This window comes from Amycolatopsis sp. NPDC058986, from assembly GCF_042741125.1.
Lineage (GTDB): Bacteria > Actinomycetota > Actinomycetes > Mycobacteriales > Pseudonocardiaceae > Amycolatopsis.
Genome location: NZ_JBHYJW010000010.1, coordinates 82570 through 109060, shown reverse-complemented (window position 1 = coordinate 109060; position 26491 = coordinate 82570). Strand labels below are relative to the sequence as shown.

The window sequence follows — 26491 nt, the reverse complement described above, 5'->3', positions numbered from 1 at the left end:
CGTGACGACTTTCGCCCCCGGTCAGGACCGGATGATCGGCAGCCTGCGTGCGGTGCTGGTGATCGCCGCGCGCGATCTGCAGCGTCAGGTGCGCCGCCCCGGGCTGCTCGTCAGCAACGCCGCCCAGGTGCTGTTCTTCGTGGTGATCTACGCCGTCGGATTCGACACGATGGTCGGGACGGTCGACGGCGTGCCGTTCAGCGCGTACGTGCTGCCCGGGATCATTTCGATCCAGGTGGCCACGGTCGGGATCACCACCGGGCTTTCGTACGCGTGGGACCGGGAGTACGGCGTGCTGCGGGAAATGCTGGTCGCGCCGGTGCCCCGGATGTGCCTTCCGGCGGGGAAAGTCGTCGGCACGACCGCGATCGTTTCGGTGCAGAGCCTGGTGTTGCTGGTGTGCGCGCCCGTGTTCGGGCTGAGGCCGCCGGCCGGGACGATCGCGCTCGCGGCGTCGGTCTACGTGCTCGGCGCGGTCGTGTTCAGCCTGCTCGGCCTGTTCCTCGCCACGGTGCTGCGGCGCGTGCAGACCTTGCAGGCAAGCGTGCAGCTGGCGATGTTCCCGATGTTGTTCCTGTCCGGTTCGGTGTTCCGGCCGGGCGGGGTGCCGGGCTGGCTCGCCGCGCTGATCCACGTGAACCCGTTGACCTACCTGGTCGATCTCGCCCGCCAGGTGCTCATCGGCCCCGCCGCCGCGGTCGCCCCGATCGGCCTCGACCTCGCCGTGCTGGCGGGCCTCGTGTGCGGGTTCGCCGGGTGCATCCGCGCCAAGATCGGCCGGTGAGCGCGATGCCGCTGCTCGACGACGCCGTCGGCTGGCTCACCGATCGGCTGCGATGGTTCGATCCAGCCGAATGGGACCGCTTCCTGCCGCCGCGGCCGTTCCCCGGCGGGACGGCGCTGGAGCTGCTGGTGCTGTGCCGGGTGCTGCGCCGCGGCCGGTTCAGGGACCACCCGCTGCCGGACAAGGCACTCGACCTCGCTTCGTCCATTGTGGAGTCGCGGTCGTTCCTCTCCGGTTTGTGCCGCGCCGACCAGGCTTTTCCTTATCACGCCTATCTGGTCGCGCTGCTGGAAGACGCCGGACGCCCGGCCCCCTTGGCTCGCGAGCGAATCCTGGACGTCCTCGCCGCCGAGTCGGGGGATCACGAAGGCGCTTGGCGTCCGGTGCAGCATCGATGTGAACTCCGGTACGTTCTGGAACTCGGCGGTTTCCCCACCCGGATTCCGGACCTCGTCGGACAGTCCATTGTGGCCGGTTCGCCGGATCCACTGTTCCTGCGGGACGACGAGGCCTACGCGCTCACCCACGTCGTCTTCTACGCCACCGACTTCGGCACCCGCCCGATGCCGGGGATTCGGGGGCTCACCGACCTGCTGCGGGTGCTGGCCGGTTCCTACCTGGCGGCGGGGAATCTCGACCTGGCAGGGGAACTCCTGCTGTGTCTCACGACGCTGGGCGCTTCTTGTCCCGTGACCACACACGGATTCCGGGTACTGTCCGACACCCAGCGCCCGGACGGTGCCGTGCCCGGCCCGCTGCACGATCCGGCACGCTGGTCGGCTCTGCGGGGCGACGCGGCGGAGGCCTACCTGTTCGGGACCTGCCACCACACGACGATGGTCGCCGCCATGGCCGCCGCGGAACGCGAACGCGTCGGTGGAACCTCTTCCGCGTCGCCTGAACCGCTGGGCCTATTGCACCCTTCGCGTCCGCCGCTTCCTGATGTGGTGCCGGATTCTCCTTGGTGGGGAACGGTGTTGTCGTCGCTGGCGGTGCATGCGGTGCGCACCTACGACCTGGACACCTTACGCACGGTGTTGCGTCATGCCGAGGCTCTCGACCTGGCCGACGAGCCCGTCCTGCGCCGAGCCGCCGCCTACCTGCGCCTCGCGTCGAAGCCTCCTCGGCGGTAGCACGGCCCGCCCCGGCAGGCCACTTGCTCAAGTTTGAGTAATCACGTATGAATAAGTGGTGAGCTCAGCAAGACTCTTCGTGCTTGGCGAACTGGCGCGTCGTGGCCCCATGCACGGACACCAGATCCGCCGCGCGGCACAGCTGGACCATGTCGACCGGTGGACGAACATCAAGCCGGGATCGCTGTACGGCGCGTTGCAACGAATGGAGACCGAAGGCCTCGTCCGCCGGGTCCGTACCGAACAGGCAGGGGGCAGGCCACCCCGCACGGTTTACGAGATCACCGAGGAAGGCCGCCACGAGTTGGTGGTTCAGCGCGCCTCGGCTCTGCGTGACGCGAAGCTGAGTCCCGACCCGATCGACCTGGCACTCGGCCACGTCACCGGCATGACCGAAGAAGCGGTCCGGTCGGCCATCGAGGATCGCCGAGCGTCGCTCACCCATCAGCATCAGGAGATGTCCCACCTCCGCGAGGAGGCCGGCCCGTACCTCAGCGCGATGGAGAAGATGATCTTCGAGCACACGATGCGCAGGCTGCGCCTCGAAATCGACTGGCACAACGAACTTCTCGACCAGCTTCCCACGCTGATGGCCGCCCCTCCCCTCGAGACCGAGGAGTGAACGTTGACCGGACAAGTCATCATGACCGGCGCGACCGGACTGGTCGGCAAAGCCGTCGCCGCGGCGTTGATCGCCCGTCGGTACGAGGTCGTGGTACTGGCGAGAGACCCCGGACGTGCCCGGGTCCTCGTGCCGGACGCCGCCCGGTACCTCACCTATCGCCAGGGAGAGAACGGCGACTGGGAGGCCGCGGTCACCGGCGCCGACCACGTAGTGAACTTGGCGGGCGCTCCGCTGTTCAAGCCCTTCACGGGCCCGAGATACCTGCGGAAAGCCACCGGGCAACGTATCGCGGGTGCCCGGCACCTCGTCGCCGCGATGGACCACGCATCGCCCGGCCCCCGGACTCTGATCAACGCGTCCTCGGTCGGTGTCTACGGATTCGGCTCCCCCACGGACGAACTGGTCGACGAGTACACCGCGTCCCTGCCAGGGGAGTACGCGCGGGGATCACGCGAGTGGGAGGCCGCCGCGATCGCGGGGCCGGCGGCGCGGACCGTGCTCCTGCGCCTCGGATTCGTGCTGACCGCGAAGGGCGGCGGTCTGGCGTGGCAGCTCGACAACGCTCGCAAGGGCAAGGTCTCGTACTTCGCGCCGGGCTCGCAGTGGCTGCCCTGGATCCACCTCGACGACGTCGTCGCGTTCATCCTGCGGGCGATGGCCGAAGACGGCTGGCACGGGGCCTACAACCTGGTCGCGCCCGAACAGGTCCGGAGCCGGGAGTTCGCCGAAACGCTGGCGCGGGTGGCCTCGGCCGATCGACCGCGCAAGTCGCCGGCACTGCTCGCCCGGCTCTTCGTCGGAGCGGGCGCCGCCATCGTGCTCGGCGGCCGCCGTGTCGCACCGGCCCGCCTGCTCGAATCGGGCTTCGAGTTCCAGTACCCCCACCTCGAAGGTGCCCTCCGGGAATGTGCCGGAGCAACGGCATGAGCAGACGCCGGATCATTGCTTGGAAACTCGAGCTTCAGACGATCCACCACCGCCTCGAGCGCGAACTCAAACGTGCGCGCAACGCCACGAAGACGGCTTCGCTCTCCGCCGACCTTCTCACGCACTGTCACAGATTCTGCTCCGCGCTGACCGACCACCACGTGCGCGAGGACAAGGGCCTTCGTACGCCTGCTCGCCGAGCATCCCGATCTGCAGCCCACGATCGAGCAGCTCAAAGCCGACCATGTCGTGCTCGCCGGCCTGATCACCGAATTCGAACAGGCCCTCGGTGCCTGGTCGTCGAGCGGCGAGACGCCGAAAGACGACGTCCGTGCACACCTCGACCACCTGCACCGGCGCATGAGCGAGCACTTCGGCCGGGAAGAAGCCACGCTCAACGCCGCGCTCGACAAGCTCGTGACCACCCGCGACGAAGCCCGCGAACTGGCGGGAGACGGACGTCCGGCCAAACCGCGCATGTCTCCTGAGCCGGGGCAATGACCAGCACGGCAAAAGGGAGCCGCTGTGGGTGATCGCTGGGGGCCGATCACCCACAGCGGCGGGTGAGGGGAGTCAGCGGACGCCGGAGCCGCAGGTTTCCAGGATCCGGAAGAATCCGGCCTCCAGGTCGCCGTTCACGGCCAGCCCCCGCAGCTCCCCCTGGTATCGCGTCCGGCCGGCGACCAGCACCCCGATCCGGTCGCAGACCTGCGCGATCTCCGGCAGCTGATGGCTGGAGATCAGCACCGTGGTGCCGCCGTCGGCCAGTGCCCGGATGATGCCGCGCATCTCCCGGATGCCCACCGGGTCGAGGCCGTTGGTCGGCTCGTCGAGCAGGATCAGCCGCGGCCGGGCGAGCAACGCGATCGCGATGCCGAGCCGCCAGCGCATCCCGAGCGAGTACGCGCGGACCTTGCGCTCCCGGACGTCGCCCATCTTGACGACGTCGAGCACGTGGGAGATCCAGCTCTCCGGCACGCCACGCAGCCGCGCGTGGATCCGCAGGTGCGCGACGGCGTCCAGCTGCGGCCACAGCCCCGGCGTCTCGATCAGCGCGCCGACATCGGCGAGCAACGCCCGATCGTACGGTTTCCCGAAGAGCCGGATTTCCCCGCTGGTGGGGCGTTGCAGGCCGAGCACGGTCTTCATCAGCGTCGACTTCCCGGCGCCGTTGGGGCCGAGCAGGCCGTACACCTCGCCCGCCCGCACCTCCAGCTCGGCGCCGTCGAGCGCGCGGTGAGCGCCGTAATGCTTGTGGAGCGCGGAAACCTCGAGGGCGTGCACGTCAGATCTCCTTCCGTCGCATGTGGACACTGCCTGCCGCGAGCAGCACGGCGAGCAAGACCGCCGAGAGGGCGACGGCGGGCAGGATGACGCCGTGGTCGCGCAGCGGGCTGTCCGCCCGCAGCGGGACACCGTTGGGCCCGATCCCGGCCAGCGGAAGGATGACCCGCATCGGCCAGGCGAACGGGATCGCGTACCACCAGTCCTTGTCGGAGACCAGCATTCCGCTCAGCATCCCGGCGACGCCGACCGCGATCGTCGGCCCGAGCCCCCACATGACCGCGACCACCAGCGCCAGCGCTGTCGTGGCCAGCCCGGCGAGCCAGGGCAGGAAACACGCGGCGACGATCGTGCCGAAGCCGGCGCCGAGCTGCCCGTTGAGCGCGGCACCGCCGGACAGCAGCACCGCGAGGATCACTGTGGACACGCCGGTGAGCACGGCCAGCGCGGCGAACTTGCCGAGCAGGTAACGCGGGCGCGGCACGGCGTAGGACAGCAACAGCCGCCAGGCGTCCTGATCCGCGCGGACCGACAGCGCCGAGAGCAGCGCCGCGGTCATCGGGATGAGGACACCCCAGCCTTCGAGCGAGACGTCCCGGAACACCTGCCAGGTCTTGCCGGAACGCGCTTCGGGCGAGAACAACGACGTGACGTACAGCGGGACGGTGATGACGACGGGCGCCAGCAGCACGTACCAGCCGACGAAACCCCGGCGCATCCTGATCAGTTCGGTGCCGGTGACGGTCCACAGGGACGGCCGGTCCCGCCGGGCGCCTGCCTCGGCCGCCCTGGCCGGTGCGGTGGTAGCCACAATTCACTCCTCAGCGTCGGACTACCGGGTACGTAGCGGCCGGCGCCGGAGCGGTTCACGCCCCGTCCGGGTGACTTTCGCGGAGTTTTTCGCGCAGCCCGTTCGCCAGCTCGACGACGCTCTCGCCGCTGAGCATCCGGGTGATCGGCAGCAACACACCGAGGCCCTGCTTGACCTTGCCCCGCACCTGCCCGGCCATTAGCGAGTCGAAACCCTGCCGGTTCAGCGGCTGTCCGAGGTCGAGCCGGTCGACCGGCAGACCCATCACCCCGGCGATCTCGGCGGCGAGATACGCCGTCAGATCACTGACCGGAGCAGCGGGCTCAGGCTCAGCGATCGGGGCGGGCTCGGGAACCGGCTCGGGCGTAACCGAACCGACGAGTTCCCGCAGCAGCGGATCACTCGCCGCCTCGGGATAGGCGGCGGCCCAGCGCGGCCAGTCCGCGGCGAGCACCGCGGCCTGCGTGACGTCGCGGTCGAGCAGCTCACCCAGCACGGCCATCCCGGTCTCCGGCCCGAAGCTGGCGAACCCCTTCGGCGTGAGTCCGCGCGCGTGCTCACGCTCGTATCGCGCGACCATGCCGGTCCCCGACCAGAATCCCCAGTTCACACTCGTCGCGGGTAATCCGGCCAGCCGCCGGTGCGCGGCGAGCCCGTCGAGGAAGGCGTTGGCCGCCGCGTAGGCACCCAGCCGCGGCGAGCCGAGGATCGACGAGCCGGACGAGAACAGCACGAAGAAGTCCAGCGACCTGCCGAGCAGCACCCGGTGCAGCGCCCAGCCGCCCGCGACCTTGGGCCGCAGCACCTCCGCGAACTTCGCCGGAGTCACCTCGTCGAGCGCGGCGTAGTCGACCACCCCTGCCGCGTGCACGACCCCACGGGGCACCGGCAGCCCGGCCTCCTCCCGGCGACGCAGCACGGCACGCAACGCGGCCTCGTCGGCGACGTCGACCTGCTCATGGACGATACGGGGATCGCCGGTGTCCGCGACCGCCGAACGCCCCAGCGAAAGGACATGTGTGGCTCCATTGTCCAGCAGCCATTCGCAGACGACACGGCCGAGGCCGCCCTGCCCGCCCGTGACGATGTACGTCGCGTCCGGCCGGATCTCCGTCTGTCCGGTTTGGACACCGGTGAAATCGAGGACGAGCTTGCCGGTGTGCCGTGCCGACGCCATCCGCCGGAACGCCGCGGCCGCGTCGGTCGCCGGGTAGGTCTCGTGCGGCAGCGGGTCGAGCAGTCCGGCATCGACAAGACCGAGGACGTGCTCGAACGCGGCCGCCGCCTCCTCCGGCCGCTCACGCAGGAGATCCGTGACATCGAAGGCCGAGTACGTCAGGTTCTTGCCGAACGGGCCGAGCCCGACCGGTGTGTTCCCGATGACGTCCCGTTTACTGATGTCGACATAACGACCATAGGGCGCCAGTGTGCGGAGATTCGCCTCGATCGCGGGCCCGGTCAGCGTGTTGAGTACGACGTCGACGCCGCGCCCGCGCGTCGCCGCCAGCACGTCGTCGGCGAAATCGACCGACCGGGAATCGCTCACGTGCCGCACGCCGAGTGTGCGCAGCAACGCGCGCTTCCCCGTGCTCCCCGCCGTCGCGAAGACCTCGGCACCTTTCCACTGCGCGTAACGAACAGCCGCTATCCCGACACCGCCGGTCGCCGAATGGACCAGTACCCGCTCACCTTCCCGCAAACGGCCCAGAACCTGAAGGCCGTAGTACGCCGTCAGATAGGCGATCGGCAGCGTCGCGGCCTCCGCCTCGGTGAGCCGCGCGGGCATCGGGAGCACGAGACGCGCGTCGGCGAGGACGTGCGTCCCCATCGCCGAACCCGTCGCCGCCACGACACTGTCCCCTATGGACAGTCCAGCCACACCGGGACCGATCTCGGCGACGGTCCCGGCGCATTCCCAGCCGAGCTCGATTTCGGCGCCCTGCCCCGGGTAAGTGCCGGTCGCCATCAGAACGTCCCGGTAGTTCACACCGGTGTGGCCGACCCGGATCAGCACCTCACCGTGGCCGGGATCGACGGCGAAAGCGGGCCGTGGCGCGAGTTCGTCGAGCAGACCGGGCGCGGAGGGCCGGATCTCGGACGGGCCCGAGACCGCTTCCGGGACACCACGGACCAGCCGGGCGACGTACCGGCCGTCGGCACGGAGCGCGATCTGGTTCTCGCCGTCGTCGGCCGCCCGGATCTCACGCGCCAGATCGACCGGCGCGTCCTCGGGCAGATCGACGAGCACCCGGCGGTCGCGCTGCTCCCGCGCCAGCGTCCGGCCGAGGCCCCACAACGCGGTCTGCTCCGGCCGCACCACCCGATCACCGCCGATCCGGTGCGCGCCCCGGGTGACCAGCCACAGCCCGGCGTGTCCGTCGAGCGACCTGGCGAGGTGCGGCACCCTCCGGCAGGCCACGACGTCGTCGGGGCCGGACGCGTCCAGGCTCCACAGGTACACGACACCCCGGCAAGTGACACCAGGGTTCTCACCCCGGACGGAGCGGAAGACCGCCTGGTAGTCCGCTTCGGCGTCCGGGTCGATCCGGTAGCGGCCGGGCGCTTCGACGCGGAATTCCTCGCCCGGGAGAACGATCGCGACGCGGGACCCCAGCCGCGCGGCCAGGTCGGCGCCCACACCGGCACCGTCGGTGAACACGACCCAGTAGCCGGACGACTCCACCGGTTCCGGCGCGGGCGCCCGTCGCCAGCACACCTCGTGGAACAGGTCCGCGGGCTCGGCCTCCGGCACGGGGTCGAGGTATTGCAGGCGCAGGCCGGTGAACTCGGCGAGGACCTTTCCGTCCTCGTCGGTCACCGTGACGTCGCCGGTGAACGAATCGTCTCGCTCGTCACGGGTCCGGATCGCGTGCGACCACACCGTTCCGCGCGGCCGCTCGTGAACGCGGAGCGCGTCGATGCCGCCGAGGACGAACGTGGCGCCGTGCCCGGCGTGTTCGGCAGCGTCCACAGTGGCCGCGAGCACCTGACCGCAGGCGTCCAGGACCGCCGGATGGAAGACGTGCGCGCCGATTGTGTCCACAATGGAGGAAGGAATTTCGATCTTCGCCACGGCTTCGTCATCACGACGCCACAGATCGGCGATCCCCCGGAACGAGCCGAGCCATTGGTTGCCGGACACGGTGAACCGTTCGTAGAACTGCTCGCCGCTCAAATGTTCCGTGGCTCCGCCGTGGAGTTCGGCGGGCGCCATCCGCGGGCGCGACGCCGGGACAGTATGTACCGAGCCGGACGCGCAGGTGTCCCAAGTGGACTCGCCAGAGCGGGACGACACGGTGAACCGGCCGTCGGCGACCTCCAGCCCCAGTTGCGGTTCCGCGTCGAGGTAGATCGCACGGTGGTAAGTGATGTCCCGCAGCTCGACCGGTCCCTCGGCCGCCGCGAGCACGAGTTCCGCGTACGCCGTCCCTGGCAGCACCACGGTGTCCTGAACCTGGTGTCCGGTGAGGTAGGCGTTGACGGACAGGTCGATCCTGCCCTCCCACCGGCCGTCGGCCGTCTTGGTGAAGCCTCGCAGCAGCGGATGCGCCACGGGCGCGGATTCCTCGATGTACCAATGCCGTTCCCGCTGCCAGGGGTAGCCGGGCAGCCGAACCGTGCGGCCGGGGCACACCGCTGCCCAGTCCACTCGCCCACCCGCGCGGTGCACCGCACCGAGGGAGTCCAGCAGCGTCGCGAGTTCCGGCTCGTCACGGCGCGTCGACGCCACGACGGCACCCGATCCGACAGCGTCGAGCGTTTCCCGCACCGCGGACACCAGCAACGGATGCGGGCTCATCTCGACGAAGATCGTCGGAGCTTCCTCGGCGAGCGCACGTGTCACGGCACCGAATCGCACCGGTTCACGCAAGTTTCGCGCCCAGTAGTCCGCCGTCAGCTCGGTTCCGCCGAGGTCGGTACCATCCACAGTGGACACCATGCGCACGTCGCCCGGAGCCGGTTCCATTCCGGCGATCGCGGTGAGCAGTTCCGGACGCAGTGCGTCCATCTGCGGGCTGTGCGACGCGACGTCGACCTTGATCTTGCGGTGGAAGATCTCGCGTTCGTCGAGCCGGGCGAGGACCTCGTCGAGCGTCACCGGGTCGCCGGCCAGCACTGTCGAGCTTTCGCTGTTGCTCACGGCCACCGACACCCGATCCGAGCACGGCGCGATCTCCGCCTCGGCCTGTTCCACGGTCAGCTCCACCGAGGCCATCGCACCCTTGCCCGCGACTCCGGCGAGCACTGCGCTGCGGCGGCAGATCACGGCGGCGCCGTCGGCGAGGGACAACGATCCCGCAACACATGCCGCCGCGACCTCGCCCATGCTGTGTCCCACCACGGCGTCCGGCAGCACGCCCCAGAAACGCCACTGTGCGGCCAAAGCGACCTCGACGGCCCACAACGTCGGCTGCACGTAAGCGATCCCGGTGAGCCCGCCGTCGGTCAGCAGCTCGATCGGCGACCATCCGGCTTCGGCCCGCACGGCCGCGTCGCATTCGGCGAGCGCGGCGGCGAAGGCGGGAGCCGAGCGCAGCAGCTCACGCGCCATTCCGGACCACTGGGAACCCTGACCGGGGAAGACGAACACGATCCTCGGTGTCCCCGTCGCTTCGCCGATCCCGGCGCCACGAGCCGGACGACCGTCCACAAAGGCACGTAGTTTTTCGGCCATCTCGCCGCGGGAAGCGCCGACAACGGTCATGCGGTGTTCGTGGTGATCACGACACGCACCCGCGGTGAAGCAAATGTCCGCAAGTGCCGCGCCACTGTCGGTTTCGAGGTAGTCCACAGAGGACATGGCGAGGTCGAGCAGCGCCGGACGACTGCGTGCGGAGAGGGCGAGCAGCCGCGACGCCCTCGGCTCGGTCTCGGGCGGAACGGGGTCCGGAACGTGTTCGGCGACCACGCAATGCGCACTCGTGCCGGAGATCCCGATAGACGTGACCCCGGCGATCGCCCGGCCGGAACTCGGCCACGGACGGGCCTCGCGCACGATCTCGACCGGCAGCGTCGACCAGTCGACGGCCGGAGTCAGCGCACCGGCGTGCAGGCTTGCCGGGATCCGCCGATGCCGGAGGCAGAGCACCGCCTTGACCAGCCCGGCGATCCCCGCCGCCGACTCGGCGTGCCCGATGTTGGTCTTGACCGAGCCCACCGGCAATCGCCGCGAGTCACCGAAAACCCTTGCCATGGCACGGAGTTCGACCGGGTCTCCGACCGGTGTCCCGGTACCGTGCGCCTCGACGTAGCCGACCTCCGCGGGATCGACACCGGCGTCCGCGTAGGCCGCCCGCAGCGTCTCGACCTGCCCCTCCTCGGCGGGCGTCATCATCGAACCGCCGCTCTCGCCATCGTTGCGGACCGCGGAGCCGAGCACCAGGGCGTGCACGGGGTCGCCGTCGGCGAGGGCGCGGGAAAGCGGTTTCAGCACCACCACGCCGACGCCTTCGCTGCGGACGAACCCGTCCGCGGCGGCAGCGCCGAACTTGCACCGGCCATCCGGGGACAGCATGTTCGCCTGGGAGAACGTGATGCCCTCGTCAGCGCTGAGGATGACGTTCACCCCGGCCGCGAGCGCGACCTCCGACTCACCGGAACGCAGGCTCTGGCACGCCAGATGTACCGCGACCAGACCCGACGAACACGCCGTGTCGACCGAAACGCTCGGCCCGCGCAGATCGAAGGCGTGCGACAGCCGCCCCGACTGACTGCTGCGCGCGGTGCCGAGATTGGCGTAGATGTCGAGGATTCCGCGCCTGCTCAGGTGTTCCCAGTAGTTCGTGGTCAGCTGGCCGACGAACACCCCGGCGCGGCCGCCCGCGAGCCGCTCGGCGGTGAGTCCCGCGTCGTGCAGCGCGTCGGCGGCGGTCTCCAGCAGCAACCGCTGTTGCGGGTCCAGGTGCGCGGCCTCACGGGGTGAGATCCCGAAGTACGCGGCGTCGAACCGATCGATGTCGTCGAGGAAACCACCGTACCGCGACACGGTTTTGCCGGGCGTCGCCGGTTGCGGGTCGTATACCGCGCCGACGTCGAACCGGCTGGCGGGGATCTCCTCGATGGCGTCCACTTCGGACTCCAGCAGCCGCCAAAGGCCGTCAAGGCCCTGTGCTCCGGGGAAACGGCAGCCGATGCCGATGATCGCGATCGGGTCACGCATGGTCACTCCCTTCCGGCCCAGGCCGGTCGGTCGGTGATGGTCAGCACCGCCGCCGACACGGAATACCCCGGCGCGCCCCCGGCGAGCAGGACATGGTCGCCCGGCGCGAGTTCACCGGTTTCCAGCAGGTGATTCAACGCGACGACGTGATCGCTCGCGCCGAGATGGCCGACGGTCCTGCCGAACTCCCAGGCCGACCGCGACATCGGCAGCCCGAGCGGCCGCATGATCCACTGGTCGACCATGTACCCGGCGCAGTGCGTGAACAACACCCGCGCGAGCTGCGACGGCGCGATCCCGGCCTCGTTCAGCGACCGGTGCACGACTTCCAGCTGCCATTTGACCGCGTGGTCGTTCGCGCCGGGCACCGTCTGTCCGGAGTGGACGAACCACAGCGCCCGCGCGGTCATGTCGATGGGCCGGTCGGCCTCGGGACTGTACAAGGGTTCCTGACCGCGGTGCAGCCCTTCCAGCTCCGGCACGGTCGCGGAGTTCACCGAACGGACGGCGGCGAATCCGCTGGTGCTGTTCAGCAGCAACGAACTGGCGGCGTCGCCGACGACGAACCCTGGCCCGCCGCCGCGCCAGCGATCGAACACCGGCGAGGTGAAGTTGTCCGCGGCGGTGAGCAGCGCGGTGCCCGGCGCGAGCGCGAACTGCCCGGCGGCGATCTCCAGCGCCCGCATCATGCCGTTGCAGCCCTGGCGGATCTCGAACGCGGGCGGATAGCCGCAGCCCAGTTCGCGCACCAGGTAACCGGTCGCGGCCCACATCTCCGGGCCCTGCCGGAAAACGCTGCTGTGGACGAGCAGATCGACGTCGCCCGCGTGGATACCGGCACGCGTCAACGCCTGTTCCGCCGCCGAAACGGCCATGTCGACCGGTGCCGCGTCACCCGCGACCAGTGCGCCGTCGAGACCGCTGTCGATCAGGTCGTCCTGCTCGTACTGGCCGAGCGCGACGGCGTCGGCCCCGGACATCCGCCGGGGCAGCCACACCCCTGCCGACGCGAGATACACGTTGTCGATCCGCATTGTTCCCCTCCGAAACCGGGTCAGCCGTGAAGCAGCGCACGCAAGTGCGCCCGTTGCCCGGGATAGCGCGTGAACATGACGTCACCGATGTCGCGCACGTGGTCGGCGGACATGCACCACAGCGGCAGGAAGATCGCGACGCTGTCGCCGACCGGCGCGTACACCAGCTGTTCGAGCAGGCTCGGCTTGTCCGCGCCGAGGAACTCGTCGTGCAGGTGGGCGCCGATCCGCTCGACCGTGGTCCCGGGCGGTGCGTGGTAGCGGCCGGTGCCCGCCAGTTCCGCGTACCAGCGGCAGAGTTCGCCGATGAACCGCTCCCGCAGTGCGAACCGCTGCTCGTCGATCGCGGCCATCGCGACCCGCGCGGTCTCCTCGTCGTCGGCGCGTCCGAGTACGACGGCGTGCTGGGCGCGCAGCTCGTTGCGACGGGTGCCCGCCCCGAGCACCTGGACCGACGTGCGTTCTTCGGCGAGGGTGAAGTCGTGGCCCGCGCGGGTCAGGCGGAACCACAGGTCCCAGTCCTCGAACCCCGCCCGCGTGGTGGACCAGCCACCCGCCTCGGCGAGCAACGGCCGCGCGTGCCCGACGCGGGAGGGTTCGAACATGACGTTGACGGTCTGGATCTCCGGATGCCAGATCAGGTCGGTGAGCCCGGTGCGCTCGCGTTCGACGCCGTCCTCGTCGACGCGGACGCAGCCGGTGGCCACCAGCTCGGCACCGGATTCGAGGCGGCCTAGCAGCACTTCGAGGTGTTCGGGCAACCAGACGTCGTCGTGGTCGAGATAGCAGACGTACGGCGCCTTCGCCGCCGCTACGCCGACGTTGCGCGGCCCGCCGGGGTGGCCGTAGGGCTCGACGCGGATCAGCCGGATCCTCGGGTCGGAGTAGGAGCGGACGACGTCGTCGGTGTCGTCGGTGGATCCGTCGGACACGACGATGAGGGACCAGTCCTCGACGGTCTGGGCCAGCACGCTGTCGATGGTCGGCCGGATCGCGTCCGAACGGTTGAACGCGGTGCAGACGACGTCGATCCTCGGCGCAAACGCCATGAATTCCCCCGGTGTCTCCTCGAGCGAAAGGCTCCACCAGGGAATGTAACCGCGCCGGGACTGCCAATCCTGCCGTCTTGGCGCCGCGGTGAACCGCTCGGCGGCAGCACGCTACGTACCTGCCACGACGACCGTCCGTCCTTAGGGAGAACCATGAACGCGCAGCTCCTCCGCTGGATCGCCGGCACCGTCGCGGCACTCGGCCTCGTGCTGACGGCCGCTTGTGGCGGCTCCGGCGCGAACAATCCGCCGAACAGCGCACCCGTGCCGTTGCCGAAGCCGACCTCGAACCGCCAGGAGGTGTCACGGCAGAACCTCGCGTACATGTGGCCGCTCACCGTCGACCACGGCACGATGGAATGCCGTCCCGGGCCGCAGGCGGTGTTCGTCGCGCCGGACGGAAAGGCGTACGCACTCAACGACAAGGCGGCCGAAGCGGGGATCGCGAGCATCGAGCCGCTGCGTGCCACCGGGGCGGACAACGACAAGATCAGCCTCGGCTCGCTGATCGGCAAGACGCTCGGCCTGTGCAAGGCGGGAGAGTGACGGCGACAGCGGAACTGTCACGGAAGATGTGAGCGCACTGCCAAACGGATGACACCGTCTTGTTCCCGGGCCACGTTTCTCGCGATCATCGAAGAATGACACGGGTGGCTGGGGAAACTCGCGTGGCAATCACACGGCTCGTTTCGGCGGCGGGTGGTCCGCTGGAGGGGGTGATCGCGACCATCGACGACCTGGGCGCGCCAGTGGTCGCGGACATCGTGCTCGGCGAGCTGCGGCACCGGGCCGATATCGGTGCGGACACCGAAGCGGAGGTGCGGTTCGTGCTGCGGCACGGCGGGGACGCCGTCTCGGTGCACCTGCCCGGCGAGCCATCGGGGGCGGCGCCGGACGCCGTCGTCGAACAGTCGCTGGCCGAGGTCGTGCAAGGGTTGTTCGGGCCACGCGGTCCGCGTCCGGCAGCGACCCGGGTCCTGCGCTGGCGGGACCTGGACTCGCGGGAGTTCATCGCCGACCCGCCGCCAACGTTCGCCGTGGTGCGCCGCCTGCTCGACGCCATCGACCGGCCGTACGCGACGGGGCTGTCCGAGCTGTGCGTGCGCTATGGCTCCGACAAATGGGGCATCCACCAGTATCCCCGGCATTACGAACGCCATTTCGACGCGATCCGGGATCGCCCGCTGACGATCCTCGAGATCGGTGTCGGCGGCTACGCGGACCCCGGCCAGGGCGGTGCTTCTTTGCACGTGTGGAAACGATACTTCCCGCGGGCGTCGGTCTTCGGGCTGGACATCACCGACAAGTCCGCCCTGTCCGAACAACGCCTCACCGTGCTCGCCGGCGACCAGTCATCACCCGCCGACCTCTCGGACGTCGTCGCGGAGACCGGGCCGCCGGACATCGTCATCGACGACGGCAGCCACGTGAGCGCGCATCTGCTGGCCTCCTTCGAGGCGCTCTTCCCCGTACTGCGCGACGGCGGCCTCTACGTACTGGAAGATCTGCAGACCTCGTACTGGCCGAACTTCGGCGGCCGGGCCGACGTGTTCGACGACCCGGCGACGAGCGTCGGTTTCCTCAAACAGCTCGTGGACGGGCTGAACCACGAGGACATCGACGGACGGCGGCCGCGCGCGACGGACGCCACGATCGGTGGGCTGCACTTCTACCACAACCTGTGTTTCGTCGAGAAGGCCACGAATCTGGACGGCGCTCCGCCGTCCTGGATCCCACGCTCCTGAACTCCGCTTCCCGCTATGTCCTTTGTGGATTGTTGCGTCACGGGGCCGCACGCGGCGGCAACGCGCGACGCGAACGCTCCGTTCGGGACACTCACCGTCCTCAACGACGCGTTCGGGACGCGGGAGCGGCAACCTTCCCTGCCACCACCTGGGTATCCCCCACCCTCCCTGGGGGACGACCCCGCAACCATCCTAGCGCCGAAACACGACAGAACCCCGTCCAAGATCGAAAACCCCACCGGTTGTCCACACCGCCGAACCCCTGTGGACACCTCCGAAAAACCCCAGGTCGGAGCCCACTTCCGGACAAAGCGATTCCTTCACTCCGCCAACCCGGTCTATACAGGGAGAGCAGGCACACGAACCAGGGAGTCGCGATGGCACAGCGCGTCGAAACCGCGCCGGACCACGAGGATTTCGCCCGGCACACCGAGCCGTTCCGGCGCGAGCTGCTGGCGCACTGCTACCGCGTCCTCGGCACACTGGACGAGGCCGAGGATCTCGTCCAGGAGACCTACCTCCGCGCCTGGCGTGCCTACGATCGCTTCGAAGGCCGCTCGTCGATCCGCACCTGGCTGTACCGCATCGCGACCAACGCCTGCCTCACCGCGCTGGAGAACCGCGGCCGCCGTCCCCTTCCCTCCGGCCTCGGCGCCCCCGCGACCGACCCGGACACGGAGCCGGAACTCGCTCCCGGCATCGTCTGGTTGCAGCCGATCCCGGCCGATCCCGCCACCGTCGTCGCGGAGCGCGACACTCTGCGGCTCGCGCTCGTCGCCAGCCTGCAGCATCTTCCCGCTCGCCAGCGCGTGGTGCTGATCCTGCGCGACGTCCTCGCCTGGCCCGCCGCGGACGTCGCCGAGTTGCTCGGCACGAGCACGGCGGCGGTCAAGAGCACGCTCCAGCGCGCACGCGCCCGGATGGACGAGGTCGCGCCTGCCGCCGACCAGGTCACCGAACCCACCGAACCGCAGAGCCGCGCGTTGCTGGAGCAGTACATTTCCGCCTTCGAGAACGCCGATCCCACCGCGCTGGAACGAATCCTGCGCGAGGACGCCGTCCTCGAGGTGACCCCGTCGCGCACGTGGTTCGCCGGACGCGCCACCTGCCTGCCCTATCTCACCCGGTACGCCCTCGGCGAGCCCGGCGACTGGCGGATGCTCCCGGTCAGCGCCAACGGCCAGCCCGCCGCCATGGCCTATCGGCTCGGCGAAGACGGAGCACACCACGTGTACGGCGTGGCCGTGCTCACCACCAGCCCGGCCGGCCTCGCCCGCATCACGGTCTTCGGCGATCCCGGCCTCGCCGCCCGGTTCGGCTGCCCTGACACTTTGCCGCGATAACCGTTCGTGACCACCACCGCTTGTCGGGAATACTGACCGGCGTGCTGCTGACCATCACGACCACCCACCACCCGGCGAGCGACCTCGGCCATTTGCTGCACAAGCATCCCGATCGCACGCAGCGGTTCGAACTGGCCGCCGGAGTGGCCCACGTCGTGTACCCGGAGGTCTCGGACGAGCGCTGCACCACGGCGCTGGTACTCGAGGTCGACCCGGTGGAACTGGTCCGTTCGGCGCGCAGTTCGTCGAGCGAGGGCTTCTCGCTGGGCCAGTACGTCAACGACCGGCCGTACGCCGCGTCGTCGCTGCTCGCGGTCGCACTGGGCAAGGTGTTCGGCTCGGCGATGAAGGGCCGCTGCACGGCGCGGCCGGAACTCGCGGAAACGGGGATCCCGCTGGAACTCCACGTTCCCGTGCTGCCCTGCCGCGGTGGTCCGGAGTTCGCCGGACGGCTCTTCGGCCCGCTCGGCTGGACGGTGTCCGCGACCCCGATCGCCCTCGATCCGGCGTTCCCCGAGTGGGGCGAGAGCCGGTATGTCGACCTGCGCCTGACCGGCACGCTCCGGCTGTCCGACGCGCTGACCCAGCTGTACGTCCTGCTGCCGGTGCTGGACGACGCCAAGCACTACTGGGTCGCTGCCGACGAGGTGGACAAGCTGATCCGCGCCGGAGGCGAATGGCTGGCCGCGCACCCGGAGCGGGAGCTGATCACCGCGCGCTATCTCGCCCACCAGCGCCGGTTCGCCTCCGAGGCGCTCGCTCGACTGTCCGAATTGGACGATCGCCCGGCCGAAGCGGACGAGACGCCCGAGGTGTCGAACACCCATGACACGGCGGACGAACGGCTACCCTCCCTCGCCGAACAACGACGCGCCGCGATCCTCGCCGAGCTTCGCACCGCCCACGCGGCCCGTGTCGTCGATCTCGGCTGCGGTGAAGGAAATCTCCTGCGTACGCTGCTGTCGGAACGGGAGTTCACCGAGGTCGTCGGGGTCGACGTCGCGGCGGGAGCGCTGAACACCGCCGAAGCCCGGCTCCGGCTGGAAAACCTGCCGGAACGCCAGCGAGCGCGGATCAAGCTGTTCCAGGGATCGGTCACCTACGCCGACGACCGGCTCATCGGCTACGACGCGATCGTACTGTCCGAAGTGGTCGAACACCTCGACCTGCCACGCCTGCCCGCACTCGCCGCCGCGGTGTTCGGAGTCGCCCGTCCGTCCACTGTGGTCATGACGACACCGAACGCCGAGTACAACACTCGCTGGGGATCCCTGCCCGCCGGCACGAAACGGCATCCGGATCACCGGTTCGAATGGACTCGCGCCGAGTTCGCCGCCTGGGCGGACGAGGTGAGCACCACCTACGGCTACGAAAACCGGCTGCTGCCGGTCGGACCGGAAGACCCCGAACGGGGCGCGCCGACACAGCTCGCCGTGTTCACCAAGAACGAAGGAACGTCATGACAAAGCTCGCCATCCCCGAACTGAGCCTGGTAGCGCTCGTCGGCGCCTCGGGATCGGGCAAGTCCACCTTCGCTCGTACCCACTTCGCGCCGACCCAGGTCCTTTCCTCCGACATGTTCCGCGGCCTGGTCGCCGACGACGAGAACGACCAGTCCGCGACACCGGACGCCTTCGACGCGCTCTACTACGTGGCGGGCAAGCGACTGCGCGCCGGACGGCTCACCGTCGTCGACGCCACGCATCTGCACCGCGAGGACAGGGCGAAGCTCGTCGCGGCGGCCCGCGCGCAGGACGTGCTGCCGGTCGCGATCGTGTTCGACCTGCCGGAATCGGTGGCGCGGCGGCGGAACGCCGAGCACCGCGACCTGCCCGGCCACGTGCTCCGGCGGCAGCACGAGGCACTGCGCCGCTCGGTGCGCCAGCTGACCAAGGAAGGCTTCCGCAAGGTCCACGTTCTGTCCACTGTGGAGGAAGTGGCCGCCGCCGAGATCGAGTACGAGAAGGCCTACAACGACAAGCGCGAGCTGACCGGGCCCTTCGACGTCATCGGCGACGTCCACGGCTGCCGGTCGGAACTCGAAACGCTTCTCGCGCGGCTCGGCTACGTCGTCACTCGTGACGAAGCCGGACGGCCGGCGGGTGCACGGCATCCCGAAGGCCGGACGGCCGTGTTCGTCGGCGATCTGGTCGACCGGGGCCCCGACACACCGGGCGTACTCCGACTGGTCATGGGCATGGTCGCGGCGGGCACCGCACTGTGTGTCACCGGAAATCACGAGCACAAGCTGGTCCGCGCCCTCGACGGCCGCAAGATGACCGTCTCCCACGGACTTTCCGAATCGCTCGCCCAGCTCGCCGCCGAACCGGCGGAGTTCCGCGCGGCGGCACGGGAGTTCATGTACGGGCTCGTCAGCCACTACCGGCTCGACGGCGGAGCACTGGTCGTCGCACACGCGGGGTTGAAGGAGGAATACCACGGCCGGGCCTCCGGCCGGGTGCGCTCGTTCTGCCTCTACGGCGAAACGACCGGGGAGACCGACGAGTACGGCTTGCCGGTGCGCCACCCGTGGGCGAACGAATACCGCGGCGCCGCGTCTGTCGTTTATGGACACACGCCGGTCACCGAAGCACTGTGGCACAACAACACCCTCTGCCTCGACACCGGCTGTGTGTTCGGCGGCGCGCTGACGGCGTTGCGCTGGCCGGAACGGGAAATCGTGGCCGTTCCCGCGGAAGCGGTCCACTACGAACCCGTGCGGCCGCTGCGCGCGCCGGAACCCGAGCGGCAGCCCGATCTGCTGCGCATCGACGACGTCCTCGGCACGCGGGTCGTCGAGACCCGGCACCTCGGCCGTGTCAAGATCCGGGAGGAGAACGCCGCGGGCGCGCTCGAGGTGATGAGCCGGTTCGCCGTCGACCCGCATTGGCTGCTGTATCTACCGCCGACCATGGCGCCGTGCCCGACGTCCCCGGTGGACGATCTGCTCGAACACCCCGCGCAGGCCTTCGACGCCTACCGGGGCGAGGTCCGCGAGGTGATGTGCGAGGAGAAGCACATGGGCTCCCGCGCGGTCGTGTTGCTCTGCCGCGATGCCGAAGCCGGCAGGCGACGGTTCGGCGCCACCGACGGCGCCGCGGGCGTGATCCACACGCGTACCGGCCGTCCGTTCTTCACGGGTGACGATCGGGAGCTCGGTGTCCAACTGCTCGACAGGCTTCGCGACGCCGTCGGCACGGCGGGCCTGTGGGACGAACTGGAGACCGACTGGGTGCTGCTGGACGCCGAGCTGCTGCCATGGTCGGCCAAGGCGGGCGACCTCCTGCGACGGCAGTACGCCCCCGTCGGCACCGCCGCCAGGACCGTCCTGCCCGCCGCGATCTCCTTGCTGGAGCGAGCCGCGTCCCGCGGCCAGGACATCGACGAGCTGGTGGCGCGCCAGCGTGCCCGGCTCGCCAACGCCGAAGCGTTCACCAGGGCCTACGGCCGTTATTGCTGGCCGGTCCGCGAACTGTCCGATCTCGCGCTCGCACCGTTCACGATCCTGGCCGGCGAAGGTGCCTCCTACGCCGGTCTCGACCGCGCCTGGCATTTCGAGCGGATCGACCGGTTGGTGGCGGCCGATCCCGGCCTCCTGCGCACAACCCGGCGCCTGGTGGTCGACGTCGACGATCCGGCATCGGTGGCGGCAGGCACGAAGTGGTGGACGGAGCTGACCTCGGAAGACGCGGGCGGCGAGGGCATGGTCGTCAAGCCACTCGCCGGGCTGGTGCGCGGCAAGCGCGGGCTCGCGCAGCCGGGCATCAAATGCCGGGGCCGTGAATACCTGCGGATCATCTACGGGCCCGACTACAGCGAACCGGGGAACCTCGCGCGGCTGCGGGAACGCAAGCTCAACCGCAAGCGGTCCCTCGCGCTCCGGGAATACAGCCTCGGGCTCGAGTCGCTGGCCAGGGTCGCCGGCGGGGAACCCCTGTGGCGCGTGCACGAGGCGGTGTTCGGTGTGCTGGCACTGGAATCCGAGCCCGTCGATCCTCGTCTGTAACACCGTCTCGCGAATACCCCGCCCGGCGGGATTCACTCGGGTCCCCCGGCGATAGGGCGCGTGTTATTTTCCTAGAATGAACCCCGAGATGGAGGGTGAACGCGTCAAACGGGAACGCAATCAACGGGGCCATGGCGAACGGCTGCGCATCGAGATCCTCGAAACGGCGAGTGTGCTGCTGAACGAACTCGGCGCGGCGGACGGGCTTTCCCTGCGCGCCGTGGCCAAGCGTCTCGGCATCGCCGCGCCCAGCGCGTACGCGCATTTCAGCGGCAAGGCGGAGCTGGTCGACGCGCTGGTCGGCTACGAACGCGGGCGCATCGGGGATCACATGGACGCCGCGGCCGAATCCGCGGGCGGCAATCCCCGGGATCGGCTACGAGCGTCGGTGCACGCACTGGCGATGTTCCTGCTCCGCAATCCGGGCGCGCACCGGGTGCTGCTGCAGGCACAACGCGCGACGGACGAAGTACCGCGCGAGAACAACCCCACCCTCGAGCGCATCACCGTGCTGCTGCGGTCATGCGTGGACGCGGGACTGACCGTGCGCCTGCCGGTCGCGCGCGCCGCCGTGCTGCTCGCCGTCGGAGCGCCGAGCGCCGCGCAGATGGCCCTGCCCCGGCATTCGAGCGCCGAGGCCGAGGCCGCCGTGTGCGAGTTCGTCGACGACCTGGTCTTCCTGGTTCTCGGCCACTGAATCGTCCTCTGTGGACACGCGGTGCTCGTCACAGCCACCTTCCCAGGTCGGGCGGATCGGTCAGCGCCCCCGCACCCCGGCCGGTCAGCCACCGGCAGAGATCGGCAGCCGAACCGTCCACAGTGGCCGGTCGCGCACCGGGGACGTCCACCTGCCAGGTCCTGCTCCTGTCCACCGGGCGCAGCAGCAGGCCGGGCCCCCTGCCTTGCCGGGCGGCCGTGAGATCGGTCAGCAGCGCGTCGAGCAGCTCCGGCGGGAAGTCGTCGAACCCGGCGCCGATGCCGAGATCGGCGCCGTGGATCCACAGCTCCCGCGTCCGCAGCCACGGCACCTCCGCCACCGGCACGGCCTTTCCCTGCGCGGTGACCACGAACGTTTCCCAGCCGTCGCCGGGGAACTCGGCCAGCACGGCGCGCAGGCGGGTGTCGTAGTCGCGCAGCAGTTCCCGCAGCTCCGCCGGGGCGAGGGTAGCGCCGTGGTCGATCTCGGCGTTACGGATCTTGCCGTCGGCGTACATCGGTGTCACCACACCGGTCCTGGCCCAGCGCAGCAGCCGCGACAGCGCCTTGGCGTTGTACCCGATGTGGGCTACGAGGTGAGCGACCGTCCAGCCGGGCAAGGTACTCGCGGTGGCGAACTCCGCGTCCGGCAAAACGTCCACATGCGACAGTACGCGTTCCGCGCCCGTTTCGACCCATGCCAGCCGCTGTTCGACCAGGTTCACTTTCGGACCCCCTCGTCGACTCGGCGTAGTCCCGCGACGAGAAGCGCGACCAGCCGCCGCGCGTCATAGCGAGAATTGCCGCCGGCACCCGCGCAAAGGCCACCGACGCCGCGCATGAGTTCGTACGCGTCTTGGCCGGAGCGAATCTCTCCCTCGGCCGCCGCGGCGTCGAGCAACCGGCTGCACACCGGCACGAGACGGTCGAGGAAGTAGGAGTGCAACGGGTCGAAGCAGGGGTCGTCGGACTGCAGCACGGCCGCGAGCCCCTGTTTGGTGACCACGAAATCGACGAAGAGGTCGATCCACCGCGCCAGCGCGGCGTACGGGGTCTCGCTGGTTTCCAGCAGGGTGGGGCCCTCCTCGGCGAGGAACTCGACCTGGTGCCGGTAGACGGCGACGATCAGATCCGCTCGCGTCGGGAAGTGCCGGTAGATCGTGGCCGTCCCGACTCCGGCCTTGGCCGCGATGTCCCGGATCGGCGCCTCCACGCCCGACCTGACGAAGACCGCGGCGGCCGCGTCGAGCAGGGTCTTCTCGTTGCGTCGCGCGTCGGCCCGCTTGGGCCGGGCCACACGTTCGCCCTCGTTCACCGCACCTTGCCTCCGCTCCCGACGTTGCTAAACGGAACACTGTCCCGTATCGTCAAACGGGACAGTGTCCCGCTTGCTCATCATGGCAGATCAGGGACTCGCTTGGAAGGAAGTTCGCTTCATGACCGCATCCGGCACGGCGATCACGGACGTCGATCTCGGCGTCTCCGCTCCCGTCGTCTCGGTGAAGCCGATGGTGCTCCCTGCCCCGGGCCGCGGCGACGACCTGCGAGTACGGGTGTCCGCACCCGCGACCGGCGATGCCTTGCCGATCATCGTCTTCTCGCACGGATTCGGCTCGTCGCTGGACGGCTACGGCCCCTTGGCCGACTTCTGGGCCGCGCACGGTTTCGTGGTGATCCAACCCACCCATCTCGACTCGAGAACGCTGAACCTCGCGCCCGGAGATCCCCGCACGCCACGGATCTGGCGATTCCGGGTCGAGGACGCGAAGCGCGTACTCGACCAGCTGGATTTCCTGGAGACTTCCGTTCCCGGACTCGGCGGCCGCCTCGATCGAAACCGCATCGCCGCGGCCGGGCACTCCTTCGGCGGGCAGACGACGGGCAATCTGCTGGGCCTGCGCGTCCTCGATCCGGAGACCGGGGAGGGCGAGGACCTGTCCGACCCGCGGATCAAGGCGGGTGTGCTGCTGGCCACGGCCGGTACCGGCGGGGCCGACCTGTCGCCGTTCGCGGCCGAGCACTTCCCGTTCATGAACCCGAGTTTCGCGGACATGACCACGCCCGCCCTCGTGGTCGCGGGCGATCGGGACGACTCCCCGCTGACCACGCGGGGGCCGGACTGGATGGCCGACCCCTACTTCCTGAGCCCCGGAGCCAAGAGCCTGCTCACACTGTTCGGGGCCGAACATTCGCTGGGCGGCATCCCCGGCTACGAGGTCAAGGAAACGACGGACGAGCACCCCGGACGGGTCGCCCTGATCCAGCGTGCCACCTGGGCCTATCTTCGCCACGCGCTCGGCATCGAGGACGCCGGCTGGTCGGCCTTGCTGGAGAGCGAGAATCCCTTGGGCCGTATCGAATCCAAGTAGAACTCAGCTCGCGGACCGGACGCGCGGGGCCGGATCCGGAACCACCCGGGGTCCGGGTGCCGTGCGGAGTTCGTAGTGCGACAGCGGGAAGTGGCCGGCCCGCCAGCGTGCGGTGAGACTCGATTGTGGACGGACGATCGACGGTTCCCCGTTGCGGTCGAGGTAGTAACTGTTCGAACCCGCGCAAGACGGGTCCAGGAACAGCCCTTTCCGGTGCTGACGCCGCACTTCGGCGAGGAACCGGTCGTGCACGTCCTGCCGCACGGCCGCGTAGGTGGCACCCCGGCCCCGAGCGTGGCTGATGACGCGCTCGGCGTGCCGGGTCTGCGTCTCGGCCATCACGAGCCACGACCAGCTCGTCGCGAAATGCGGGCCGGGGATCAGGAACAGGTTCGGGAAACTCGGCACCGTGATGCCCTCGTAGGCCTGGAACCGGTTCTCGAGCCACCAGTCGCGCAGGTCCGTCCCGCCCTCGCCCCGCAGCGCGTAACCGGGAACGCTGTCGTACTCGAAGAACTTGAACCCGGTGGCGAGCACGAGTGTGTCGATAGGACGGACGCGGCCGCCCTCGGTCTCGATGCCGCCGGGCAGGATGCGGCGGATGGGCGTGGTGACCAGCTCGACGTCGTCGCGGTTGAAGGTACGCCAGTAGTCGTTGGAGATCGCCGGGCGCTTGCAGCCGAATTCGTAGCCCGGCAACAGTTTCGCCCGGGTTTCCGGATCCTTGACCTGACGCCGCAGATGCTGCTCGGACTGCTTGCGGATGAGCTTCACCAGGAACGGCAGCCGGGCGTGATTGGTGACACCGAACAGCATCGCCAGCTCGATCCCGCTGCTGACGGCCGCACGGGCCGCCCACCGCACCGGCGGCACGTGTTCCAGCACCCACCGGGCCCGCGGCGACAGCCGGAACTCCGGTTTGGGCGCCACCCAGATCGGCGTGCGCTGGTAGACGTCGAGCTGGGCGACCCGATCGGCGATGGCGGGCACCAGCTGCACCGAGGACGCGCCGGTGCCGATGACCGCGACACGTTCCCCGGTGAGGTCGTGGTCATGGTCCCAGTGCAGGGTGTGAATGGTCTTGCCCGCGAAGGTGTCGATGCCTTCGATGTCCGGGATCTGCGCTTTGCCGAACACGCCGTGCGCCGAGATCAGGAACCGCGCGGTCAGCACCGCACCGTCCGAAGTGGTCACGACCCAGTGGTGGTTCTTCCCGTCGAACTCGGCGTCGACGACGCCCTTGCCCAGCCGCACATGGGAACGCAGGCCACGGGAGTCCGCGATGTGGTCCACATAGGACTTCACCTCGGCACCCCGCGCGAACACACGCTTCCAGCTCCCGGTCTGGGCGAAGGAGAACTGGTACGTCACCGAAGGAATGTCGACCGCGACACCGGGATAGGAATTGTCCCGCCAGGTACCGCCGATGTCGTCGGCGCGTTCCAGGATGACGAAGTCGGTGATGCCCGCGTCCTTGAGGCGGATCGCGGCACACAGGCCGACGAAACCCGCGCCGACGATGACGACTTCGTGGTCCGGTGTCGTCATCACGCCGCCTTGCCGTCCGGGTGCAGGCCCGACATCCGCCACAGCAGCCTGCTCGGCCCGGCGATGATGTCCTGCTCGTGCAGGAACGCCCGCAGCTTCTCGAATCCGGTCGCGTAGATCCGCGCCCGATGTGGATTCTTCCTGGCCTCGCGACGCGCCCGGCGGGCCGTCGCCGCGTCGAGACCGGCGCGGCGGAACACCTCCGGCCGGGTGAGCACCGCCTTGAGGAGCAGGGCGCCGATCCCCGCGACGAGCCGCGCGAACGCCCGTTCCGGCCAGCGGGCCCGCGACATCCGGCGCGCCAGGTCCTCGCGGGCGAAGCGGATGTGGCGCGCTTCCTCGGTGACGTGGATGCGCATGACCTGCCGCACGAGCGGCTGCAGGTCGTCGTCGTTCATGGTGATCCGCTGCAGCGCGTCGAAGATCTCCTCACCCACCAGCGCCGCCACCCACACGGACGGCCCGGTGAGGATGAACGGCAGCACCCGGCCGAGGTTGTGCAGCACGAACCCCTGCCGGTACACGCGGCCGCCCGCCTTGTCGATGAGCCTGCCGAACATCGTCATGTGCCGGCATTCGTCGCCCAGCTCCGTCCACGCGTAGTGCACGTGGGAGCGCGTCGGGTTCTGTTCGTAGGTCATCCGCAGCAGCATCTGGTTGAGGATGTTCTCGAACCAGATGCCCACGCTGACGGTGTTGATCATCTCCTGGCGCGAGATCTCGATCCGCTGCTGTTCGCTCAGCTCGTCCCACAGCCGCGTCCCGTACAGGGTCACCATGCTCGGCGGCGTGAAGAACTTGCCCTCGACCAGCGGCGCGTCCCAGTCGATGTCGACATCGGGGTCGTACGAGCGTTTGACCGAACCGAGCAGCAAACGTCGTGCTGTGACTTCCCGCTCGCTTGGCTGCTTCGTCGCATCCATCAGGCCTCCCGATCATGACGGCGGAGCCGGGCCTTATGGCTTAGCATCAGAACG

At 69.5% G+C, this 26491-nt stretch carries 21 protein-coding genes; 12 read left to right on the top strand and 9 right to left on the bottom strand.

Annotated features, from left to right (window positions below):
* Position 1 precedes the first annotated feature (1 nt).
* From ACFW0G_RS12240 to ACFW0G_RS12220, 5 genes are all read left to right on the top strand, one after another.
* Complete coding sequence (locus tag ACFW0G_RS12240; RefSeq protein ID WP_378325078.1) at positions 2–784, top strand: ABC transporter permease; 783 nt, start codon at positions 2–4, stop codon at positions 782–784.
* Positions 785–789: 5 nt separating this feature from the next.
* Entirely contained in the window at positions 790–1917 is a 1128-nt protein-coding gene (locus tag ACFW0G_RS12235; protein ID WP_378325205.1) for a DUF6895 family protein, read from the top strand.
* A gap of 58 nt (positions 1918–1975) precedes the next feature.
* A complete protein-coding gene (locus tag ACFW0G_RS12230; protein WP_378325077.1) occupies positions 1976–2539 on the top strand; it encodes a PadR family transcriptional regulator in 564 nt (187 codons plus the stop codon).
* A gap of 3 nt (positions 2540–2542) precedes the next feature.
* Entirely contained in the window at positions 2543–3469 is a 927-nt protein-coding gene (locus tag ACFW0G_RS12225) for a TIGR01777 family oxidoreductase (RefSeq protein WP_378325076.1), read from the top strand.
* 189 nt (positions 3470–3658) lie between these two features.
* On the top strand, positions 3659–3970 hold the full coding sequence (locus ACFW0G_RS12220; RefSeq protein ID WP_378325204.1) for a hemerythrin domain-containing protein: 312 nt from the start codon (positions 3659–3661) through the stop codon (positions 3968–3970).
* A gap of 72 nt (positions 3971–4042) precedes the next feature.
* Here the strand turns inward: ACFW0G_RS12220 and ACFW0G_RS12215 are convergent, their stop codons facing one another.
* The 5 genes from ACFW0G_RS12215 to ACFW0G_RS12195 are packed head-to-tail and all read right to left on the bottom strand — an operon-like array spanning position 4043 to position 13807.
* The gene (locus ACFW0G_RS12215) at positions 4043–4753 is read right to left on the bottom strand and encodes an ABC transporter ATP-binding protein (RefSeq protein ID WP_378325075.1); all 711 of its coding nucleotides are present in this window, start codon (positions 4751–4753) and stop codon (positions 4043–4045) included.
* Between the two features lies 1 nt (position 4754).
* Positions 4755–5564, bottom strand: a complete 810-nt coding sequence (locus tag ACFW0G_RS12210) for a hypothetical protein (RefSeq protein WP_378325074.1) — start codon at positions 5562–5564, stop codon at positions 4755–4757.
* A gap of 55 nt (positions 5565–5619) precedes the next feature.
* On the bottom strand, positions 5620–11724 hold the full coding sequence (locus ACFW0G_RS12205) for an SDR family NAD(P)-dependent oxidoreductase (protein WP_378325073.1): 6105 nt from the start codon (positions 11722–11724) through the stop codon (positions 5620–5622).
* A 2-nt stretch (positions 11725–11726) separates the two neighbouring features.
* Positions 11727–12758 carry a ketoacyl-ACP synthase III family protein gene (locus ACFW0G_RS12200; RefSeq protein WP_378325072.1) on the bottom strand — a complete coding sequence of 344 codons (1032 nt, stop codon included), beginning with the start codon at positions 12756–12758 and terminating at the stop codon, positions 11727–11729.
* Between the two features lie 20 nt (positions 12759–12778).
* Entirely contained in the window at positions 12779–13807 is a 1029-nt protein-coding gene (locus ACFW0G_RS12195; protein WP_378325071.1) for a glycosyltransferase family 2 protein, read from the bottom strand.
* Positions 13808–13960: 153 nt separating this feature from the next.
* On the opposite strand from ACFW0G_RS12195, the gene ACFW0G_RS12190 reads away from it, so the two are divergent.
* From ACFW0G_RS12190 to ACFW0G_RS12165, 6 genes are all read left to right on the top strand, one after another.
* The gene (locus ACFW0G_RS12190) at positions 13961–14353 is read left to right on the top strand and encodes a DUF2511 domain-containing protein (RefSeq protein ID WP_378325070.1); all 393 of its coding nucleotides are present in this window, start codon (positions 13961–13963) and stop codon (positions 14351–14353) included.
* 122 nt (positions 14354–14475) lie between these two features.
* Positions 14476–15552, top strand: coding sequence for a class I SAM-dependent methyltransferase (locus ACFW0G_RS12185; RefSeq protein WP_378325069.1), 1077 nt, complete (start codon positions 14476–14478; stop codon positions 15550–15552).
* A 377-nt stretch (positions 15553–15929) separates the two neighbouring features.
* On the top strand, positions 15930–16895 hold the full coding sequence (locus ACFW0G_RS12180; protein WP_378325068.1) for a sigma-70 family RNA polymerase sigma factor: 966 nt from the start codon (positions 15930–15932) through the stop codon (positions 16893–16895).
* 41 nt (positions 16896–16936) lie between these two features.
* The gene (locus tag ACFW0G_RS12175; protein WP_378325067.1) at positions 16937–18358 is read left to right on the top strand and encodes a 3' terminal RNA ribose 2'-O-methyltransferase Hen1; all 1422 of its coding nucleotides are present in this window, start codon (positions 16937–16939) and stop codon (positions 18356–18358) included.
* Positions 18355–20901 carry a polynucleotide kinase-phosphatase gene (locus tag ACFW0G_RS12170; RefSeq protein ID WP_378325066.1) on the top strand — a complete coding sequence of 849 codons (2547 nt, stop codon included), beginning with the start codon at positions 18355–18357 and terminating at the stop codon, positions 20899–20901. The genes ACFW0G_RS12175 and ACFW0G_RS12170 overlap by 4 nt, the downstream gene beginning before the upstream one ends.
* A 76-nt stretch (positions 20902–20977) precedes the next feature.
* Positions 20978–21598 carry a TetR/AcrR family transcriptional regulator gene (locus ACFW0G_RS12165; protein ID WP_378325065.1) on the top strand — a complete coding sequence of 207 codons (621 nt, stop codon included), beginning with the start codon at positions 20978–20980 and terminating at the stop codon, positions 21596–21598.
* 28 nt (positions 21599–21626) lie between these two features.
* On the opposite strand, the gene ACFW0G_RS12160 is transcribed toward ACFW0G_RS12165, so the two are convergent.
* Both ACFW0G_RS12160 and ACFW0G_RS12155 read right to left on the bottom strand, forming a co-directional pair.
* Positions 21627–22322 (bottom strand): maleylpyruvate isomerase family mycothiol-dependent enzyme, encoded by a 696-nt coding sequence (locus ACFW0G_RS12160; protein ID WP_378325064.1) that lies wholly within the window; start codon positions 22320–22322, stop codon positions 21627–21629.
* On the bottom strand, positions 22319–22912 hold the full coding sequence (locus tag ACFW0G_RS12155) for a TetR/AcrR family transcriptional regulator (protein WP_378325063.1): 594 nt from the start codon (positions 22910–22912) through the stop codon (positions 22319–22321). The genes ACFW0G_RS12160 and ACFW0G_RS12155 overlap by 4 nt, the downstream gene beginning before the upstream one ends.
* A gap of 121 nt (positions 22913–23033) precedes the next feature.
* Between ACFW0G_RS12155 and ACFW0G_RS12150 the strand changes: the two genes are divergently transcribed.
* Positions 23034–23966: an alpha/beta hydrolase family protein gene (locus tag ACFW0G_RS12150; protein ID WP_378325062.1), complete on the top strand. Its 933-nt coding sequence runs from the start codon at positions 23034–23036 to the stop codon at positions 23964–23966.
* A 3-nt stretch (positions 23967–23969) separates the two neighbouring features.
* Here ACFW0G_RS12150 and ACFW0G_RS12145 read toward each other — a convergent pair whose 3' ends face one another.
* A complete protein-coding gene (locus tag ACFW0G_RS12145; protein ID WP_378325061.1) occupies positions 23970–25514 on the bottom strand; it encodes a flavin-containing monooxygenase in 1545 nt (514 codons plus the stop codon).
* On the bottom strand, positions 25514–26437 hold the full coding sequence (locus tag ACFW0G_RS12140) for a diiron oxygenase (protein ID WP_378325060.1): 924 nt from the start codon (positions 26435–26437) through the stop codon (positions 25514–25516). Before ACFW0G_RS12140 ends, ACFW0G_RS12145 begins: the two co-directional genes overlap by 1 nt.
* Positions 26438–26491 lie beyond the last annotated feature (54 nt).